The sequence below is a fragment of the Enterobacter sp. SA197 genome (assembly GCF_054131575.1).
Genome location: NZ_CP096393.1, coordinates 2,092,430 through 2,110,647, shown reverse-complemented (window position 1 = coordinate 2,110,647; position 18,218 = coordinate 2,092,430). Strand labels below are relative to the sequence as shown.

General features: G+C 51.5%; 19 protein-coding genes. 9 read left to right on the top strand and 10 right to left on the bottom strand.

What is annotated here, in order from left to right; genetic code table 11:
* Window positions 1–3 precede the first annotated feature (3 nt).
* Both thrS and fumD read right to left on the bottom strand, forming a co-directional pair.
* Complete coding sequence (gene thrS, locus M1D91_RS09720) at window positions 4–1,932, bottom strand: threonine--tRNA ligase (RefSeq protein ID WP_437430396.1); 1,929 nt, start codon at window positions 1,930–1,932, stop codon at window positions 4–6.
* A gap of 252 nt (window positions 1,933–2,184) precedes the next feature.
* On the bottom strand, window positions 2,185–2,397 hold the full coding sequence (fumD, locus tag M1D91_RS09715) for a fumarate hydratase FumD (protein WP_437430395.1): 213 nt from the start codon (window positions 2,395–2,397) through the stop codon (window positions 2,185–2,187).
* A 110-nt stretch (window positions 2,398–2,507) separates the two neighbouring features.
* Between fumD and M1D91_RS09710 the strand changes: the two genes are divergently transcribed.
* Window positions 2,508–2,747 (top strand): helix-hairpin-helix domain-containing protein, encoded by a 240-nt coding sequence (locus M1D91_RS09710; RefSeq protein WP_437430394.1) that lies wholly within the window; start codon window positions 2,508–2,510, stop codon window positions 2,745–2,747.
* 42 nt (window positions 2,748–2,789) lie between these two features.
* Here M1D91_RS09710 and M1D91_RS09705 read toward each other — a convergent pair whose 3' ends face one another.
* Window positions 2,790–3,548: a DUF481 domain-containing protein gene (locus M1D91_RS09705; RefSeq protein ID WP_437430393.1), complete on the bottom strand. Its 759-nt coding sequence runs from the start codon at window positions 3,546–3,548 to the stop codon at window positions 2,790–2,792.
* A 235-nt stretch (window positions 3,549–3,783) separates the two neighbouring features.
* On the opposite strand from M1D91_RS09705, the gene pfkB reads away from it, so the two are divergent.
* From pfkB to M1D91_RS09690, 3 genes are all read left to right on the top strand, one after another.
* A complete protein-coding gene (gene pfkB / locus M1D91_RS09700) occupies window positions 3,784–4,716 on the top strand; it encodes a 6-phosphofructokinase II (protein ID WP_437430392.1) in 933 nt (310 codons plus the stop codon).
* A gap of 109 nt (window positions 4,717–4,825) precedes the next feature.
* Window positions 4,826–5,116 (top strand): type V toxin-antitoxin system endoribonuclease antitoxin GhoS, encoded by a 291-nt coding sequence (gene ghoS / locus M1D91_RS09695; RefSeq protein WP_437430391.1) that lies wholly within the window; start codon window positions 4,826–4,828, stop codon window positions 5,114–5,116.
* Window positions 5,117–5,223: 107 nt separating this feature from the next.
* Entirely contained in the window at window positions 5,224–6,084 is an 861-nt protein-coding gene (locus M1D91_RS09690) for a fructosamine kinase family protein (protein WP_437430390.1), read from the top strand.
* 32 nt (window positions 6,085–6,116) lie between these two features.
* Here M1D91_RS09690 and M1D91_RS09685 read toward each other — a convergent pair whose 3' ends face one another.
* Window positions 6,117–6,653, bottom strand: a complete 537-nt coding sequence (locus M1D91_RS09685; RefSeq protein ID WP_437430389.1) for a YniB family protein — start codon at window positions 6,651–6,653, stop codon at window positions 6,117–6,119.
* Between the two features lie 140 nt (window positions 6,654–6,793).
* On the opposite strand from M1D91_RS09685, the gene hxpB reads away from it, so the two are divergent.
* From hxpB to M1D91_RS09665, 4 genes are all read left to right on the top strand, one after another.
* Window positions 6,794–7,462, top strand: coding sequence for a hexitol phosphatase HxpB (hxpB, locus tag M1D91_RS09680; protein WP_437430388.1), 669 nt, complete (start codon window positions 6,794–6,796; stop codon window positions 7,460–7,462).
* 121 nt (window positions 7,463–7,583) lie between these two features.
* Window positions 7,584–8,345: a 2-dehydro-3-deoxy-D-gluconate 5-dehydrogenase KduD gene (kduD, locus tag M1D91_RS09675; RefSeq protein ID WP_437430387.1), complete on the top strand. Its 762-nt coding sequence runs from the start codon at window positions 7,584–7,586 to the stop codon at window positions 8,343–8,345.
* A gap of 95 nt (window positions 8,346–8,440) precedes the next feature.
* The gene (locus M1D91_RS09670) at window positions 8,441–9,031 is read left to right on the top strand and encodes a metal-dependent hydrolase (protein ID WP_437430386.1); all 591 of its coding nucleotides are present in this window, start codon (window positions 8,441–8,443) and stop codon (window positions 9,029–9,031) included.
* Between the two features lie 130 nt (window positions 9,032–9,161).
* A complete protein-coding gene (locus M1D91_RS09665) occupies window positions 9,162–10,553 on the top strand; it encodes an L-cystine transporter (protein WP_437430385.1) in 1,392 nt (463 codons plus the stop codon).
* A gap of 50 nt (window positions 10,554–10,603) precedes the next feature.
* Here M1D91_RS09665 and cedA read toward each other — a convergent pair whose 3' ends face one another.
* Entirely contained in the window at window positions 10,604–10,843 is a 240-nt protein-coding gene (cedA, locus tag M1D91_RS09660) for a cell division activator CedA (protein WP_457976223.1), read from the bottom strand.
* Window positions 10,844–11,067: 224 nt separating this feature from the next.
* Between cedA and katE the strand changes: the two genes are divergently transcribed.
* Window positions 11,068–13,326, top strand: coding sequence for a catalase HPII (gene katE, locus M1D91_RS09655; RefSeq protein WP_437430383.1), 2,259 nt, complete (start codon window positions 11,068–11,070; stop codon window positions 13,324–13,326).
* 38 nt (window positions 13,327–13,364) lie between these two features.
* On the opposite strand, the gene chbG is transcribed toward katE, so the two are convergent.
* From chbG to chbC, 5 genes are all read right to left on the bottom strand, one after another.
* A complete protein-coding gene (gene chbG / locus M1D91_RS09650) occupies window positions 13,365–14,123 on the bottom strand; it encodes a chitin disaccharide deacetylase (protein WP_437430382.1) in 759 nt (252 codons plus the stop codon).
* 6 nt (window positions 14,124–14,129) lie between these two features.
* A complete protein-coding gene (locus M1D91_RS09645; protein WP_437430381.1) occupies window positions 14,130–15,476 on the bottom strand; it encodes a 6-phospho-beta-glucosidase in 1,347 nt (448 codons plus the stop codon).
* A 98-nt stretch (window positions 15,477–15,574) separates the two neighbouring features.
* Entirely contained in the window at window positions 15,575–16,411 is an 837-nt protein-coding gene (gene chbR / locus M1D91_RS09640) for a transcriptional regulator ChbR (protein ID WP_437430380.1), read from the bottom strand.
* A gap of 19 nt (window positions 16,412–16,430) precedes the next feature.
* Window positions 16,431–16,775 (bottom strand): PTS N,N'-diacetylchitobiose transporter subunit IIA, encoded by a 345-nt coding sequence (gene chbA, locus M1D91_RS09635; RefSeq protein WP_437430379.1) that lies wholly within the window; start codon window positions 16,773–16,775, stop codon window positions 16,431–16,433.
* Window positions 16,776–16,828: 53 nt separating this feature from the next.
* Window positions 16,829–18,187 (bottom strand): PTS N,N'-diacetylchitobiose transporter subunit IIC, encoded by a 1,359-nt coding sequence (gene chbC, locus M1D91_RS09630; protein WP_437430378.1) that lies wholly within the window; start codon window positions 18,185–18,187, stop codon window positions 16,829–16,831.
* Between the last annotated feature and the right edge of the window lie 31 nt (window positions 18,188–18,218).

Genomic DNA, 18,218 nt, shown 5'->3' with positions numbered 1-18,218 from the left:
ACCTTATTCCTCCAGTTGTTGAAGACTGCGGCTGCGAATCTCTTGTTGCAGCTTCTCAATCACTTCACTTACGTCCAGGCTGCCCAGGTCTTTACCGCGGCGGGTGCGAACGGCCACTTTGCCTGCTTCCACCTCTTTATCACCACAGACCAACATATAAGGGACACGACGTAAAGTGTGCTCGCGGATTTTAAAGCCAATCTTCTCGTTTCTCAAGTCCGCTTTTACACGAATACCTGCATTTTGCAATTTTCGTGTCAATTCGTTGACATATTCGGCTTGAGAATCAGTGATATTCATCACTACAACCTGAACTGGTGCAAGCCAGGTTGGGAAGAAGCCAGCAAATTCTTCAGTCAGGATGCCAATAAAGCGCTCCAGCGACCCCAGAATTGCTCGGTGGATCATCACCGGTACCTGGCGCTCGTTACTTTCACCTACGTAGGAGGCATTCAAGCGCTGTGGTAAAGAGAAGTCCAGCTGTACCGTTCCGCACTGCCAAGCTCTATCGAGACAGTCATATAACGTAAATTCAATTTTCGGACCGTAGAATGCGCCTTCACCCAGTTGATACTCAAACGGGATATTGTTTTCTTCCAGCGCAACTGCCAGATCCGCCTCAGCACGATCCCACATTTCGTCACTGCCAATACGTTTTTCAGGACGAGTGGATAATTTGACGACGATCTTCTCGAAGCCAAAGGTGCTATACATATCATAGACCAGTCGGATACAAGCGTTCACTTCATCACGTACCTGTTCTTCGGTACAGAAGATGTGTGCATCATCCTGGGTAAAGCCGCGAACGCGCATCAGACCGTGCAGCGCACCTGACGGCTCATTACGGTGGCAACTGCCAAATTCCGCCATGCGCAGCGGCAGATCACGGTAAGATTTCAGCCCCTGGTTGAAGATCTGTACGTGTCCCGGGCAGTTCATCGGCTTAATGCAGTATTCGCGATTTTCAGACGATGTAGTAAACATCGCATCTTTATAATTGTCCCAGTGGCCGGTTTTTTCCCACAGCACACGGTCCATCATAAAGGGGCCTTTCACTTCCTGATACTGATACTCTTTCAGTTTAGACCGTACGAACGTTTCCAGTTCACGGAAGATAGTCCAGCCATCGTTGTGCCAGAACACCATTCCCGGCGCCTCTTCCTGCATATGATACAGGTCGAGTTGTTTGCCAATTTTACGGTGGTCGCGTTTCGCCGCCTCTTCAAGGCGCAGCAGATAGGCATTAAGTGCTTTTTTGTCAGCCCATGCAGTACCGTATATACGCTGCAGCATTTTATTATTGCTGTCGCCACGCCAGTAAGCACCGGCTATTTTCATCAGTTTGAAGTGGTGACAGAAACGCATATTCGGCACGTGCGGGCCACGGCACATATCGATATATTCTTCATGATGATACAAGCCGGGCTTGTCATCATGAGCAATATTTTCATCAAGAATGGAAACCTTGTAGCTCTCACCACGCTTAGCAAAGGCTTCACGCGCCTCGTGCCAGCTTACTTTCTTCTTGATGACATCATAATTTTTCTCGGCGAGCTCATGCATACGTTTTTCGAGCGCGTCGATATCTTCCTGGGTCAGGGTATGGTCAAGGTCAACGTCATAGTAGAAGCCATTGTCGATGACCGGCCCGATCGCCATTTTGGTATTGGGCCATAGCTGTTTAATTGCATGCCCTAACAGGTGCGCACAGGAGTGACGAATGATTTCAAGACCATCTTCGTCTTTGGCGGTGATGAGCGACAAGGTCGCGTCCTGTTCAATCAGATCAGAGGCATCAACCAGTTCGCCGTTAACGCGACCCGCGATTGTGGCTTTAGCAAGCCCCGGACCAATGTCGAGCGCAACATCCATTGGGCTAACAGCATGATCGAAATGGCGTTGACTGCCATCAGGAAGAGTAATTACTGGCATTTCATATCCTTATTTCGCAGTGGTGACCCGCACGTAAGATCACATACGAAGTAAATATTTAGGTGTTTACATTCAATTACGCCGCCATCTAACCAACAATTGTTAAATTGGCGCGTAATGGTTTACGCAAATGTCTGCCCCGAGAGCGATTTTTACATTTGGTTCGGGGATGGTAACACTATTAAAAGCGGGAGTGCACCACTCAGCGCAAGATTGATTCATTTCGGATTTCATAAACCGGCGGATTTGCGCTCATGCATCATAACCCAGCGCTTTAATGACCTCCGACATGGCCTGACGCGTGAGCGCGGTACGCTGAACCTTCTGGTTGGCCAGCATCGTTCTTACCATTCCGGCGATCACGATGTGTTTGGGCTCCTGACCTAAATCACGCATCTCAAGCACAATTTTGCCCACCACCCGGCACATTTCTTCATATAACTCGGCGTCTTTGGATTTACCCATTCATCTCTTCCTGTAGGACCATCGCTAATTCAGGGGGATTGTTGGCTTCTCACGCCGCGTTCATAATGAAAATGAGCGAAAGCACCGCTAATTACTATAAGGACATCACCATGCCATTTACACAAAAAGAACGCGAGGCGCTACTTGAATGCAAAGGCGTAGGGCCAAAAGTCATCGAAAGACTCGAACAAATGGGGTTTAGCTCACTGGATCAGTTAGGGCAGGCAGGGGTGGAGGAGATTCTGACTCAGGGCGCGGCGCTGGTAGGTTCAACATGCTGGAAAAACAGTCCGCAGGCAAAGGCGGCGATTCAAAATGCTGTTGCGCTCGCCCGAACGGGGTCATCGTAAGGGTCCGGCACAATTAAGGGCCGGCAAACCGGCCCTGTGCGATTACATTTTATAGCCAAGCGTAACCGTTGTTCTGCGATCGGTGTGCTCTGGCGCGGAAGCAGGCGGCTCAGAGTTCCAGGTCAGGTTATAAGCAACCTTAAGCCCGAAATGATCATTGATGGCCACGTTAAGTGCCGTCTCGGAGTTCACGGTGGTGTCATCAGAACCAAACACAGACACACCCTGGGTGAATTTGGTGGTATCGGTCATTTGCCACATGTAAGTTCCTGACGCATAACCCAGTCCCTGCGTATCCGTATCACCATCCGTGTATTCGTCGTAACGAACACCCGGACCGAATTCAAAACGGAAACTGTGCACCGGCCCGTTAAGGAACTGACGACCATAACCGGCCGTGAAAATATCACGCTGATGGTAGCCGTTGTATCTGTCTGTCAACCAGCTTGCCTGACCGAAAATATAGTCATAATCCGTCAGGTTATAACGGCTACGGCCACCCGCAGAGTATTTCTCTGACGAACGCTCATCATTGGCGGAAGTATTACTCGCCGTCCCCCACAATGACCACGCGGTCGAGGAGCCGTACCAGGTCAACGTAGAGTCGGCTGTTAAAGAAGAACTCGTGGTGTTTCCGGACTGGGCCATATAGCCCCCGTTCAAAATGCCTTCAAACGGTTTTTTAGCGGTAGATGGGTCATCCATGACAGTAAATACGGTGTCATCAGCGGCAGCATTCATTGACGCAAGCACGCCCCCCGCGAGAAGAACCAGCGCGGGTACTGTCTTTAAAAGCTTCATTAGGTGTCTCTAAAAATACATATACAAGGTTAGGCGCTGTTTCGCGCGCGCCAATGTTAATACTATCCTGCGATAAAAACGATGAAATTTAACCGCCTCCCGGTGCTTTATTTCCCCTGTACACGGCTGTCGGTCCTCCTTTGAGAATGAAGTCGGAATGTTCATGATTTTGCGCATTTTGCCTTCTGCCCACAGAGTGCCAGACTTAAGAAACCTACTGCATAAGGAGATAAAAATGGTCAATGTTTACACTCTGACGCTTGCCCCGTCACTCGACAGCGCCACCCTGACCCCGCAGATTTACCCGGAGGGTAAGTTACGCTGCACGGCCCCCGTCTTTGAACCTGGTGGAGGCGGCATAAATGTTGCCCGCGCCATTGCTCATCTCGGCGGAAAAGCCACGGCTATTTTTCCGGCCGGTGGTGCAACAGGAGAGCATCTTCAGTCCCTGCTGGCAGATGAAAACGTCCCCACCCATTGCATAGCAACCCGTGACTGGACCCGGCAAAACCTGCATGTTCATGTCGAAGCCAGCGGCGAGCAGTACAGGTTTGTGATGCCTGGTGCTGCGTTAAGCGACGATGAGTTCCGCCAGCTTGAAGCGCACATTCTGGCTATCGAAAAGGGAGCGTTACTGGTGATTAGTGGCAGTCTTCCCCCGGGTGTGGAGGTTGGAAAATTGACGCAACTCATCACTGCCGCGCAGGACGCAGGCATCCGATGCGTCGTTGACAGTTCCGGCGATGCCCTGACGGCGGCCCTCGAGATAGGAGGCATTGAGCTGGTGAAGCCTAACCAGAAAGAGCTGAGTGCCCTTGTGGGTCGTGAGCTGACGCAACCGGACGATGTACGTCAAGCTGCGCAGGAGATTGTCCGTAGCGGCAAAGCGATGCGGGTTGTGGTTTCTCTGGGGCCTCAGGGTGCGCTTGGTGTTGACGCCGATCACTGCGTGCAGGTCGTGCCTCCGCCGATGAAAAGCCAAAGTACCGTGGGCGCAGGTGACAGCATGGTGGGAGCCATGACCTTAAAACTGGCCCAGGGTGCCAGTCTACAGGAGATGGTCCGCTATGGCGTTGCAGCCGGGAGCGCAGCAACCATCAACAAAGGTACCCGCCTTTGTGCTCATGATGACACCCAAAAAATTTACGATTACCTCTCACGTAGTTAATCTTTACCCTTCGCCTGCCGGGCGAAGGGGTCTGTCTCCTGGCGCGAAAGTCGACAAATCCCCCTCGCCGACTATGCTGAAAACACTCACGATAACAACGAGGTGAATTATGAGCAGCGGTGATATTTCGCGCTATGTCGTCACAGTTTCTTTTCATGAACAGAGTCTGACGGAAATTAACGAGCTGAATAACCAGTTTACCCGGGCAGGTTTTCTACTGACATTAACCGATGACGAGGGAAAGGTGCACGATCTCGGAACCAACACCTTTGGCCTTATCAGCCCGCTGAGCGAGCAGGAGGTGCAGGAACTGGCGAGCGGGCTGGCAGACAGCGCCGTTAATGAAACGCCTGAGATACATGTCACCACCTGGGAATCCTGGCACAAAGAGCTTCAATAATAAGTGCCCGATCACACCTCTCCTGCACAGGTGTGCGTGAGTTCGAATTTTTTTATCGCTGTAGTGCGCTAACCTAATGATCTGGCTGATAACATGGGAGACAAATCATGTGGCAAGCAATTAGTCGTTTGTTAAGCGAACAACTCGGTGAAGGCGTCATCGAACAGCGTGACGAGTTGCCAGGTGGAGAGATCCACGCTGCATGGCATTTGCGTTATGCCGGGCGAGAACTCTTCGTCAAATGCGATGACCGTGAGCTGTTGCCGATTTTCACCGCAGAAGCCGATCAGCTGGAACTGCTGTCCCGTAGCCATACCGTGCGGGTGCCTGAAGTCTGGGCCGTTGGTGCCGATCGCGACTACAGTTTTTTAGTTATGGAGTATCTTCCTCCTCGCCCCCTTGATGCCCACAATGCGTTCTTGCTCGGGCAGCAGCTTGCGCGTCTGCACGCATGGAGCGATCAGCCTCAGTTCGGACTCGATTTTGATAACGACCTCTCTACCACGCCCCAGCCCAATACCTGGCAACGCCGCTGGTCAACCTTTTTTGCTGAACAGCGTATAGGCTGGCAGCTGGAGCTGGCGGCCGAAAAAGGGCTGGCGTTTGGTAACATCGATGCCATTGTTGAACATGTGCAGCAGCGGCTCTCGGCACACCAGCCTCAGCCCTCTCTTCTGCATGGGGATTTATGGTCATCAAATTGCGCCCTTGGCCCGGACGGTCCTTATATTTACGATCCCGCCTGCTACTGGGGTGACAGGGAGTGCGACCTGGCCATGCTGCCGTTACACAGCGATCAGCCTCCACAGCTGTATGATGGTTACCAGTCCGTCAGTCCTTTACCGGGTGATTTTCCTGACCGCCAGCCCATTTACCAGCTCTACACACTGTTCAACCGGGCAATTTTGTTTGGCGGGCAACACCTCGTTACGGCGCAGCAGGCGCTGGAACGCGTGCTGGCATCCTGAGCAAAAAGGCCACCTGAACGGTGGCCTTCTTTTTACAAAAATCCGAGTAACGAAAAGAAGAAATAGCCGGCCACGATAATAATGACTGGCAGCACATAGAGCGGGAAAATTTGCAGGAAAATCGTGTGGTGTGGCACCACAATGCGCTCCTCTATCCGGGCACGAGACAACCCCTGCTCGCCCTTCGCTTTCTCCAGGATCATCTGATCTTCGACATTTTCACGCAGAAAACGCGTCTGACGACTCATTCTGGCGCCCGAGGCCTGCAATGCAAGGCCAACGAAAATCAGCGCAAAGATGACCCAGAACGTAATATTCATTTGCTGGTGAAAATCGGGTGTTGGCGAGTTGAACCAGAAAAGATTAAGAAAGGGCGTATTAAAACGCACCATTTCAATGATTACATGAGCAAAATCCAGCATGACGGCATTAATACCCGCCTGCTTCTCGCTATGTTCGTACATAAATTTCAGTACGGAAATGATGGTCGATATGACCGATGGGATAAAAATAACCCACCCCAGAACGCGTTTGAGCACTGCTATGCGTCCAGCTTGCTGATACGTCATGGATTCCCCTTTTCAGACGTTCTGTTTGCGCCTAAGTCTACCTGCTCAGATTCATTTTCGCCTGTTCTTTAAAGACGGTATGATGGCATCTTAACCATTGTGAACATTTACCCCCCGATTCAACGTCAAAGAGAGGTACTATGTCTGCCCCACGACAAATTCTTGCTGCTATTTTCGATATGGATGGATTGATAATGGACTCAGAGCCACTCTGGGACCGGGCTGAACTGGACGTCATGGCAAGTTTGGGTGTGGATATTACCCGACGCGATGAACTGCCGGATCTGCTGGGCCTGCGCATTGATGTGGTGGTCGGTCTCTGGTATGCGCAGCAGCCCTGGAATGGTCCGGGCTGTGAAGAGGTCACCGCCCGCATCATCAGTCGCGCTATTTCTCTGGTTGAAGAGGCCCGCCCGTTACTACCTGGCGCCCGTGAAGCTGTCGCTTTGTGCAAAGCAAACGGGTTGAAGGTGGGACTCGCCTCAGCCTCCCCGCTGCATATGCTTGAAAAAGTGCTTACCCTGTTCGGTCTGCGGGAAAGCTTTGATGCCCTGGCTTCGGCAGAGAAACTTCCCTACAGTAAACCGCACCCGCAGGTCTACCTGGATTGTGCCGCGAAGCTGGGGGTGGATCCTCTCACCTGCGTTGCGCTGGAGGATTCGACCAATGGCATGATTGCCAGTAAAGCGGCACGTATGCGTTCCATCGTGGTTCCCGCTGAAGAAAACCGCCACGACCCGCGTTATGCCTTAGCTGACGTTAAGCTTAATTCGCTTGAAGCGCTGACTCTCACCCATTTACTTGGGTAATAGAATCCATGAGGGGTAAAGTGCCCCTCATTTTTTGAAACCTCGTTTCATTTAATTTGTCATTCTCCTTTTCCCCCTCTAAGCTTTTCTCAGACCATGCAAGAACCTCAACGGGGGAACAATGATTCTTGACGCTTTTCATCTGGCAAATAAAGTCGCCATCGTCACCGGCTGTGATACCGGGCTGGGGCAAGGTATGGCGCTCGGCCTGGCTGAAGCCGGGTGCGACATTGTGGGGGTAGGCAGAAAAACGCCGCACGACACGGCAGCACGGGTCACGCAACTTGGTCGCCGTTTTATAGCGCTTCAGGCCGATCTCAGTAAGCAGGATGGCATTGACGATATTGTGACTGAAAGCGTGTCGCAGATGGGGCGGATAGATATTCTGCTCAATAATGCCGGAACTATTCGCCGCTGTGATGCCCTTGATTTCAGTGAAAAAGACTGGGATGAGGTAATGAGTCTGAATCTGAAAACAGCCTTTTTTCTCTCGCAGGCCGTAGCCAGGCAGTTTATTGCCCAGGGTGGCGGCGGCAAAATTATTAATATTGCCTCCATGCTCTCTTTTCAGGGTGGCATCCGCGTACCTTCCTACACCGCCTCGAAAAGCGGCATCATGGGCCTGACACGCGCCCTGGCAAACGAATGGGCTGCTTATAATATTAATGTGAATGCTATTGCTCCCGGTTACATGGCCACCAATAACACTCAGGCGCTGCGGGACGATGAAGAACGTAATAAACAGATCCTCGAGAGGATCCCTGCCCAGCGCTGGGGAACGCCGGACGACCTGCAGGGTCCTGCGATATTTCTGGCTTCTGCCGCTTCCGATTATATCAACGGGTTTACACTTGCCGTAGACGGAGGCTGGCTGGCGCGTTAATGTCATCTTTGTGACAAAGAGTTACACCGTCACCTCTTCCGCCTACTGTATAAAAACCCTATACTGTATACATCGACAGTTTGGTGAGTTTTATCATGACGGCGGAAGGACACCTGCTTTTTTCAATTGCCTGTGCGGTGTTTGCCAAGAATGCCGAATTAACCCCTGTGCTGGCACAAGGGGACTGGTGGCATATTGTGCCGTCTGCCATTCTGACCTGCCTGCTGCCGGATATTGACCATCCGAAATCTCTCCTGGGGCAGCGATTAAAGTGGATCTCTAAGCCTGTGGCCCGTATGTTCGGGCACCGCGGGTTTACGCATAGTCTGCTGGCGGTTTTTATCGCCCTTACCCTTTTTTATCTGAAAGTACCGGAAAGCTGGATTATCCCTACTGATGCACTTCAGGGGATGGTGCTGGGCTATTTGAGCCATATTCTGGCCGATATGCTTACACCTGCGGGGGTTCCTCTGCTCTGGCCATGCCGCTGGCGCTTCCGTCTCCCGCTGCTGGCAGCACAAAAAGGGAACCAGCTGGAGCGCGCGCTGTGCATGGCGCTGTTCACCTGGGCCTTATGGATGCCGCAGTCGGTGCCCGATAACAGTGCAGTTCGCTGGTCGTCACAGATAATCAACACCCTGCAAAGCCAGTTCAATCGCTTCATTCATCAACAGATTGGTCAGTAATCGCGCGAAAATGATGATTACGTCATAAATCATTCCATTTGGATATAAGCCCTGCACCCCAGTTCTGCTACCCTTCCGCCAACGATTGGTATCGTTACGCCGATCACATAATTACATCAGGAGAACGGGAATGAACTTTCCTTTAATCGCGAACGTCGTGGTTTTCGTCGCCCTCTTACTGCTGCTGGCGCAAAGCCGCCATAAACAGTGGAGCCTGGCGAAAAAAGTGCTGGCAGGTCTGGCTCTGGGCGTACTCTTTGGTCTTGCGCTGCAGGCTATCTATGGTGCGGAGAGCCCGGTACTAAAAGCGTCTATTCAGTGGTTTAACGTGGTCGGTAACGGCTATGTACAATTGCTGCAAATGATTGTTATGCCATTGGTTTTTGCTTCCATACTGAGCGCCGTAGCACGCCTGCATAACGCCTCGCAGCTTGGGAAGATCAGCGTTTTAACCATCGGAACACTGCTCTTTACCACCCTGATTTCAGCATTAGTGGGGGTACTGGTCACCACTTTATTCGGTTTAACTGCAGAAGGGCTGGTCCAGGGAACCGCAGAGACGGCGCGCCTTACTGCCATTCAGACCAACTATGTCGGAAAAGTTGCTGACCTCAGCGTCCCGCAACTGCTGCTCTCTTTTGTTCCTAAAAATCCGTTTGCCGATCTGACGGGTGCCAGTCCGACATCGATCATCAGCGTGGTGATTTTTGCCGCGTTCCTTGGCGTGGCGGCACTCAAGCTCCTTAAAGACGACGCCCCAAAAGGTGAACGCGTCATCACTGCAATTGATACCCTGCAAAGCTGGGTAATGAAGCTGGTGCGTCTGGTAATGCAACTGACGCCCTATGGCGTACTGGCACTGATGACCAAAGTGGTCGCTGGCTCAAACATTCAGGACATTATCAAACTGGGGAGCTTTGTTATCGCCTCTTATCTGGGGCTTGCCATCATGTTTGTGGTACACGCTATTCTGCTCGGCGTGAGCGGTGTCAGTCCGCTGAAATTCTTCCGTAAGGTTTGGCCTGTACTGACGTTTGCCTTTACCAGCCGCTCCAGTGCAGCCTCAATACCGCTGAACGTTGAAGCGCAGACCCGTCGCCTGGGCGTACCCGAATCCATCGCCAGTTTTTCGGCCTCCTTCGGCGCAACGATTGGTCAGAATGGTTGTGCGGGGCTTTACCCGGCAATGCTGGCCGTTATGGTCGCCCCTACCGTGGGGATTAATCCGCTGGATCCGGTATGGATTGCCACCCTGGTGGGTATTGTTACCGTGAGTTCAGCCGGTGTGGCTGGTGTGGGTGGCGGGGCAACCTTTGCCGCGCTGATTGTACTGCCAGCGATGGGACTTCCGGTGACGCTGGTGGCGCTGCTGATTTCCGTCGAACCCTTGATCGATATGGGACGTACTGCCCTGAACGTTAATGGTTCCATGACTGCCGGTACGCTTGCCAGCCAGTGGCTCAGGCAGACTGATAAAACCATTATGGATAGCAAAGACGACGCCGAACTGGCGCACCGCTAAGCGGCATCTCGTATAACCGCCTGTCACCTCAGGCGGTTTTTTTATGTCTGTTACTCTTCAATTTCCCCCTCCTGACGAATCTGTGTTGCCCAGCGCTGGGCCGCTTCAGGAACGTTAAAGACCGGAGAGCGCTGAAAACGCTCGCCCATCAGCACAAAAGCCACGTATTTACCCCGTAACAACCAGACGTCGCGAAAGCCATCCACTTTCATGGCATGTTCAGGCGGAGCGGGTTCGATTCGGGGAACATAGCTGATAATACGGCGGTTTTGCTGACGCATAGGTTTCATAGGCGAAGAGGTTACCAGGACGAATTCTACTAACACGAAATTTCTATGATAGCTGAAAGTGCCCATGTCCGTCGCGTTCCGACTGCGTTTCAGTTCAGCGTAGTAGAAAATTCCTCCCCACTTTACTCCACTGCGCCAGAGGCTGCGGGGAGTTGTTCTATAGTTAGAAGGGTTTTTCCATGACAACGACCATTTTTCAGTAATGAAAACAGGAGCTGAGTTCAATGTCGCAAAACGAAAAAAACCCACACCCCCATCAGTCCCCCGTACATGACGCAAGCGAATCCAGACCAGGGCTCGACTCGCTGGCTCCCGACGACAACTCCCATCGCCCGACACCCCAGCCAACGCCTCCCGGCGAACAGCCCACCGCGCCGGGGAGTTTGAAATCCCCGGATACTGCAAACGAAAAACTCACCGCCCTTGGGGCGTTCCGTAAAGAGAGTGAAGCGGTGCCGCTGACGACTAACCAGGGTGTACGCATCGCCGACGATCAGAATTCGTTACGCGCAGGCGCACGTGGCCCCACCCTGCTGGAAGATTTTATCCTGCGGGAGAAAATCACCCATTTTGACCATGAACGTATCCCTGAACGTATCGTCCATGCGCGTGGCTCGGCCGCACACGGCTATTTCCAGCCTTATGAAAACTTAAGCGATATAACCAAAGCCGATTTTCTCTCCGACCCTGATAAAATCACGCCGGTATTCGTCCGCTTCTCTACCGTTCAGGGTGGTGCCGGATCTGCCGACACCGTGCGTGACATCCGTGGATTCGCCGTCAAATTTTACACAGATGAAGGCATTTTTGATTTAGTTGGCAATAACACGCCGGTATTTTTTATTCAGGAAGCGCATAAGTTCCCCGATTTTGTACATGCGGTGAAGCCGGAACCCCACTGGGCCATTCCGCAGGGACAGAGTGCCCACGACACCTTCTGGGATTACGTCTCACTGCAACCTGAAACCCTGCACAATGTGATGTGGGCGATGTCCGATCGCGGGATCCCGCGCAGCTACCGCACCATGGAAGGGTTTGGTATCCATACCTTCCGTTTGATAAACGCCGAAGGAAAATCGACTTTCGTCCGGTTTCACTGGAAACCTGTCGCAGGCAAAGCCTCTCTGGTCTGGGACGAATCGCAAAAACTCACCGGACGCGATCCGGACTTTCACCGCCGTGAATTATGGGAAGCCATTGAAGCAGGTGATTACCCGGAATATGAGCTGGGGCTGCAACTGATCCCCGAAGAAGATGAATTCAAATTTGATTTTGATCTTCTCGACCCCACCAAACTGATCCCTGAAGCGCTGGTGCCAGTTAAACGTGTGGGCAGAATGGTGTTGAACCGAAATCCGGATAATTTCTTTACCGAAAATGAACAAGTGGCGTTTCATCCAGGCCATATCGTCCCCGGTCTGGACTTCACCAACGACCCGCTGTTGCAGGGCCGCTTGTTCTCCTACACGGATACGCAAATCAGCCGCCTCGGTGGGCCGAATTTCCATGAAATCCCTATTAATCGCCCGACATGCCCCTACCATAATTTCCAGCGGGACGGGATGCATCGCATGGATATTGATACCAACCCGGCTAACTATGAGCCCAATTCAATCAACGACAACTGGCCACGTGAAACGCCTCCGGCGCCGAAACGTGGCGGCTTTACCTCTTACCAGGAGCGCGTCGATGGTCATAAGGTGCGCGAGCGCAGCCCTTCATTTGGCGAGTATTACTCCCAACCTCGCCTGTTCTGGCTGAGCCAGACCCCATTTGAACAACGTCATATTATTGATGCTTACAGTTTTGAACTGGGCAAAGTGGTCCGTCCGTATATTCGTGAACGCGTGGTTGACCAGCTGGCACACATTGATCTGCAACTGGCCGATGCTGTGGCAAAAAACCTTGGCATCACGCTGACAGAGGAGCAGCGACAGCTGACGCCGCCGGCACCGGTTAACGGTCTGGACAAAGACCCCACCCTCAGTCTTTATGCGCAACCTGACGGGACCATTAAAGGCCGCGTGGTAGCCATATTGCTGAATGACAGCACCTGTGCTGGCAGTCTGTTAACGATTTTACAGACGCTTAAAGCCCAGGGCGTACACGCCAAATTACTCTATTCGCGTATGGGCGAGATAACGGCTGACGACGGCACAACGCTAACGATAGCGGGAACCTTTGCAGGCGCCCCTTCTCTTACCGTTGACGGGGTGATTGTGCCGGATGGCAATCTTAGCAGCCTGCTTAAAAATGGGGATGCACGCTACTACCTGATGGAGGCGTATAAACACCTTAAAGTCATTGCGCTGATGGGTGATGCTCGTCAGTTGGTGACGGATTTGCAGGTCGCCCCGGAGGGAGAAGAGGGCGTGGTGCTGGCAGAGAAGGCGTCAGACAGCTCGATGAATACCTTTTTAACCTTGCTGGCAGCGCACCGCGTATGGTCGCGCATCGGCAAAATCGAAACGATCCCGGCATAACGACCGCACCGCAGCAGGCTACTGCTGCGGTGTCGTTTTTACAGCGAGCGGAAATTTCCCGGCCGGAAACCACGCCCGGCAATTGCCCTTTTCAGCGCGGGTTGCGTCAGGAGTTCCAGCTCATCGAGCCTGGGGTAGCAGTAATGGCTTGCCAGTACGCCTTTATCCACAAAGGCCGGATGGCACATCATCTCAAATGAGTTGTCTTTGCGTAGCAAAGATTCATCAAGAAGCGCAGTGAATAAGGATGCGGTGATGGATTCTCCATAAAAACCACTGGAGTACCCGTCAGTACTGCGCAGACCATCAACCCGCAGCGCATGACGTTGCACCACTTCACGGTCAATCCGGATCGGCACATCTTTCGCCTTCGCAAAATCCGCCACCAGGGGAAAAAGGTCGGACATCATGTGCACGTGATGATGACTGTCTATATGGCTGGGCGGGCCGCCAAAGAGTGCGAGAAAACGGCCATACTGGCGTTCCAGCTCCTCCGCAATTTCATCTAATGCCAGTGCACCTCTCTCCGCCTGCTCCCAAAGCCATTTACCGAGCACCCCGTCGCGGGTCAGCGACGGAAGTACACCAAGTGGCTTGCCGAGCGTCAGGTTAAAATGCAACCCTACCCCCAGCTCGGGCACCAGGCGACGCAGTTCAACTGCGTGCTCAATCGCCGCACCGTTAACCAGCGCCGTGGTCGACAGCACCACTCCGTGACGGCAGGCTTCGATAATGCCATAGTTCTGGCCACGACTCAGGCCGAAGTCGTCTGCGTTGACAATCAACAGGTTGCTCATACGTCCTCACTGCTTGATGTCAGCGACCGTTTCGGCAAAGCGTGGCAGCCATTGCTGATTCGCAAGAATCATTTCGCAGGCCAGTTTTTCTGCATCTTTATCCGAATGAATAAGCGGATTAAGGTTCAGCGCCAGAAGAACGTCATTGAGCCTGCCGCTTAACGCTGCGTTGCTGGCCGCGATTTCAAAGCCTTTGATGGTATAAATCAGCCCAAGCACATTCTCATTGAAATGGGTGATACGAGGATGGGGTATTGCGCCATTTTTACCCAGCAGACAGGTCATCTCCACCGCCCAGTCAGCGGGAATATTATCCACGCTACCGATATGCGGCACGTTGACGTAATGCTCGGCCTGCTTGTCGTTGTAAATCGCATTGATTACTTCGCAGGCGGCATCGGAATAGTACGCCCCACCGCGCAACTCCAGCTCTTTGGGTTTCACATCCAGACCGGGGTTTTTGTACATATCAAAAAGGTTCTTCTCGACGCCCTGTACTACCTGCGCTCGCGTACCGCCCTTATAATATTCCCCCAGCTCAATACCGAGCATCTCTTTGGATTTGAAGTAATACTGCAAATACGAACACGGCAATAAATTCAACGAACGCAACAGGCCTTCGGAAAAGGGCAAATCAAAAATATTTTTCACCGAAGATTTCGCGAATCGCCCTGATGCCACCCCGTCCATCAATTCGGCAAACCGTGATTTACCATTGACCAGCACATCACTAATAAACACCAGATGATTAAGGCCGAACAGATCTAAGGAGAGATCATCCGCAGGGGCTAGCTGCAAAACATCACGGACGAACATTTTCATACCGACGGGGACATTGCACACACCAATAAAACGGCGAAAACCGGTGTGACGGTAAACGGCCTCGGTGACCATACCTGCCGGGTTAGTAAAGTTAATAATCCACGCCTCAGGGCAGAGTTCTTCCACATCCTTAATGATGTCGAAAATAACAGGAATAGTGCGAAGCCCTTTAAAAAGACCGCCAGCACCATTGGTTTCCTGGCCAAGATAGCCATGACTCAGCGGGATACGCTCGTCCTGCTCACGCGCTTTTAACTGACCGATACGGAACTGGGTAGTTACGAAATCGGCATCAGTAAGTGCTTCCCGACGGTCCAGGGTTTTCATCACCTTAAGCGGCACACCCGCTTTTTTTACCATCCGACAGCACAGATCATAGATAATATCGAGCTTGTGTTTCCCTTCTTCCACATCCACCAGCCACAATTCAGTGACCGGCAGTTCTTGATAACGAAGAAGAAATCCTTCAAGTAATTCAGGGGTATAGCTACTGCCGCCACCGATAGTGACAACTTTTAACTTATGGCTCATATCTGCTCCCTTCAGGCTTTTTAGGACAAGCCATACCGCTATCGCAATATGCGATAAGTATAGAATAATCCAGACATTTAACGGGGACGCCCCGTCATTCAGGAAATACTGGTTAACTGCTTTCGATAATTACCCGGTGTAAAAGACGTTAATTTCTTGAACGTTTTAATAAATAAACTGGCGCTGCTGTAACCCGATTCCCATGCAATGTCGGTAATGGAGAAATTCGTGATTTCCAGCTGCTTACAGGCAAAGTTAATGCGGATCTCATTAATAATTTGCACTGGCGTTTTTTGATAATAACGCTGGGTCGCCCGGGTTAAATACTCTTGCGACTTACCGGAGAGCTTGACCATGTTTTCCAGGGCGTTTTCAGAGAACTGACTTTTATCATGCATCCTCTCAATGGTGAATTTTAACCATTGCGGTATAACATTTTCAGTCTGTTGCTCACGAAAATGGCGTAATCGGTTGATGACATAAAAACTAACATGCTCAATAAATTCGTCAAATTCGCTGTCACGGAAATTAAGCGATGCAATAATGGATTCAATATAGGTAAGGAAAGCCGACTGAACCGTATGCACCTGCGAGGCAACATAACAAAAAGGCACCAGTGACAGGTAATGTTCATCAAAAAATGGCTTGCTGATGCCCACATTGAGAATGCGTGTTGCGCCAAACTCGTAAAAACTTTGATGGGAAGATCCCACCGGGATAAAAACAAAATCCCCTCTTTCGAGCAATACGCGTTTGCCATTAATAACCTGATAATAACGCCCGGTCAGCACCAGGGTAAATTCGTAGTAATCATGCTGGTGAAGCCCGCTTATGCTCTCCACTTTATTGTAAATAAACACATGAAAGGATCTGCCATTAAACAGCTGCTGCTCTTTAACCAGTCTGACTTCCGTGTTGTTTACCGCTGGCAACATATCGGGCCTCCCCTGTTTTTCACTCTTTTTCGTACAGTTCAATCAGTTCAGCGATAAGCTCACGCGCCAGCATCGCCGTCATCAGGTGATCCTGAGCATGTACCAGCACCAGGCTGACTTTCATCTTACCTTCACCGGCATCGCTTTCAATCAATTGCGTCTGTACCCGATGGGCGCTGTTAAGCGCGGCATGAGACTCCGCCATCAGGGTTCTGGCGGTTTCCACATCCCCGGCCTTGGCATGTTTGAGCGCGGTCCAGGCCAGGCTACGCGCCTGACCGGCGTTAATAATCAATCCCATGACAATCTCTTCAAGCGCATCGGCAGGGGCGTCTGTCTCATCAATAGTCTCTAAATCCAGCATGTAATCCTCCTTTCATGGCAGGGCGGTGCAGAACTCACCGCCCGTGTAATAGGTTAAAATTTCAGGGCGTCGGCGATCGCCTCTTCACTCTCTTCTTCCTCAATGGTGCTTTGCGCCTTATTCGAGATGACCACGAAAGGCAGGTAGATAATGGTTGCTACCCCCAGGTTGAACAGCGCTAACAGCAGTGCGGCGATGCTACCGTTGGTATTAAAGAATGCACCAAGGCCGGTCGGCATTGTCCAGGGCGCGATGTTAGTAATAGGTGGAATGATGCCCGTGTAGTACGCCGCCAGCGTGATAGCGGCCAGCACCGGTTGCACCAGGATAAAAGGAATGAACATCACCGGGTTCATGATGATGGGCAGGCCAAAGAGGATAGGCTCGTTAATCTGGAAAATGCCCGACGGCAGCGCCAGCTTAGCAACCTGACGATGATCGGCACGGCGTGAGGCGATAAAAATGGCGATAATCAATCCTAACGTCGCGCCGGTACCGCCGAGGAAAATATAGGAATCCAGCATAGGCTTAGCCCAGACATGGAACGTCTTCCCTGCCGCCAGGGCAGCATCAACCGAACCATATTCGGTATAAAGCGCTACGTTTTCCAGCGCCCACGGCGTCATGATGCCACTGTCGAGGGCTGCCAGGGCCAGCGAACCGTGTACGCCAAAAAACCATAGCAGTGAGGTAAAGATAACGTAAGCCCAGCCCACCACGCTTCCCATCGCCGCAAGCGGTCGGGAGATGGAGTCCATAATGATTTGATGGAAGGTAGTCCCGGCACCTGCCAGTCCCCAGGCCACGATACCCATTACCGACAGAATTAAAAATCCTGGAATTAAGGCTGAAAATGAGCGCGAAACCGAAGCCGGAACGCTGTCGGGTAGTTTGATGACCCAATTACGTCTGACAATAAACGTGAACATTTCTGCCACAATTAAACCAATAAGCATCCCGGAAATAATATTTGATCCGCCAAGCCAGTTTGCATCAACGGCATAAGCCTCCCCAACGCTAAAAGGGGTGAGCGTCATAAATGCCGCAATTGATAATAACCCTGCTGCCAGTGAATCAACTTTCCGCTCTTCCGCTAAAGCCATCCCAATAAAAAAAGGAGCCACCAGCGACATAATGCCTAGTGTACCGTTATAGACATTGCCACCAATGGCTTTTAGGCCGTTAAGAGTAGATATAGTAGAGGCATCCAGGCGGATACCAAGGGAATAAAAAAACGAACCTTCACCGAAACTCAGAAAAACATTATTTATCAGAACAAACATGGCCCCTGCGAGCGTTAATGGCATTAATTTAATAAAGCCATTTTTAATTGCATTTACATGGGGTTGTTTTCCTATTTTTACTGCAAATGGCAGAAGTACTTTTTCAAGAGAACCAATAACACTATTCATATAAATATGCCCCAGAAGGCCGCAATAATGA

Coding starts and splice junctions, on each gene's coding strand:
- fumD (WP_437430395.1), bottom strand. CDS start 2,397: ATGGGTAAATCCAAAGACGCCGAGTTATATGAAGAAATGTGCCGGGTG.
- chbG (WP_437430382.1), bottom strand. CDS start 14,123: ATGAGCAACCTGTTGATTGTCAACGCAGACGACTTCGGCCTGAGTCGT.
- M1D91_RS09645 (WP_437430381.1), bottom strand. CDS start 15,476: ATGAGCCATAAGTTAAAAGTTGTCACTATCGGTGGCGGCAGTAGCTAT.
- chbA (WP_437430379.1), bottom strand. CDS start 16,775: ATGCTGGATTTAGAGACTATTGATGAGACAGACGCCCCTGCCGATGCG.
- M1D91_RS09690 (WP_437430390.1), top strand. CDS start 5,224: ATGTGGCAAGCAATTAGTCGTTTGTTAAGCGAACAACTCGGTGAAGGC.
- M1D91_RS09710 (WP_437430394.1), top strand. CDS start 2,508: ATGCCATTTACACAAAAAGAACGCGAGGCGCTACTTGAATGCAAAGGC.
- thrS (WP_437430396.1), bottom strand. CDS start 1,932: ATGCCAGTAATTACTCTTCCTGATGGCAGTCAACGCCATTTCGATCAT.
- pfkB (WP_437430392.1), top strand. CDS start 3,784: ATGGTCAATGTTTACACTCTGACGCTTGCCCCGTCACTCGACAGCGCC.
- cedA (WP_457976223.1), bottom strand. CDS start 10,843: ATGAAACCTATGCGTCAGCAAAACCGCCGTATTATCAGCTATGTTCCC.
- katE (WP_437430383.1), top strand. CDS start 11,068: ATGTCGCAAAACGAAAAAAACCCACACCCCCATCAGTCCCCCGTACAT.
- kduD (WP_437430387.1), top strand. CDS start 7,584: ATGATTCTTGACGCTTTTCATCTGGCAAATAAAGTCGCCATCGTCACC.
- ghoS (WP_437430391.1), top strand. CDS start 4,826: ATGAGCAGCGGTGATATTTCGCGCTATGTCGTCACAGTTTCTTTTCAT.
- chbC (WP_437430378.1), bottom strand. CDS start 18,187: ATGAATAGTGTTATTGGTTCTCTTGAAAAAGTACTTCTGCCATTTGCA.
- M1D91_RS09705 (WP_437430393.1), bottom strand. CDS start 3,548: ATGAAGCTTTTAAAGACAGTACCCGCGCTGGTTCTTCTCGCGGGGGGC.
- hxpB (WP_437430388.1), top strand. CDS start 6,794: ATGTCTGCCCCACGACAAATTCTTGCTGCTATTTTCGATATGGATGGA.
- M1D91_RS09665 (WP_437430385.1), top strand. CDS start 9,162: ATGAACTTTCCTTTAATCGCGAACGTCGTGGTTTTCGTCGCCCTCTTA.
- chbR (WP_437430380.1), bottom strand. CDS start 16,411: ATGTTGCCAGCGGTAAACAACACGGAAGTCAGACTGGTTAAAGAGCAG.
- M1D91_RS09670 (WP_437430386.1), top strand. CDS start 8,441: ATGACGGCGGAAGGACACCTGCTTTTTTCAATTGCCTGTGCGGTGTTT.
- M1D91_RS09685 (WP_437430389.1), bottom strand. CDS start 6,653: ATGACGTATCAGCAAGCTGGACGCATAGCAGTGCTCAAACGCGTTCTG.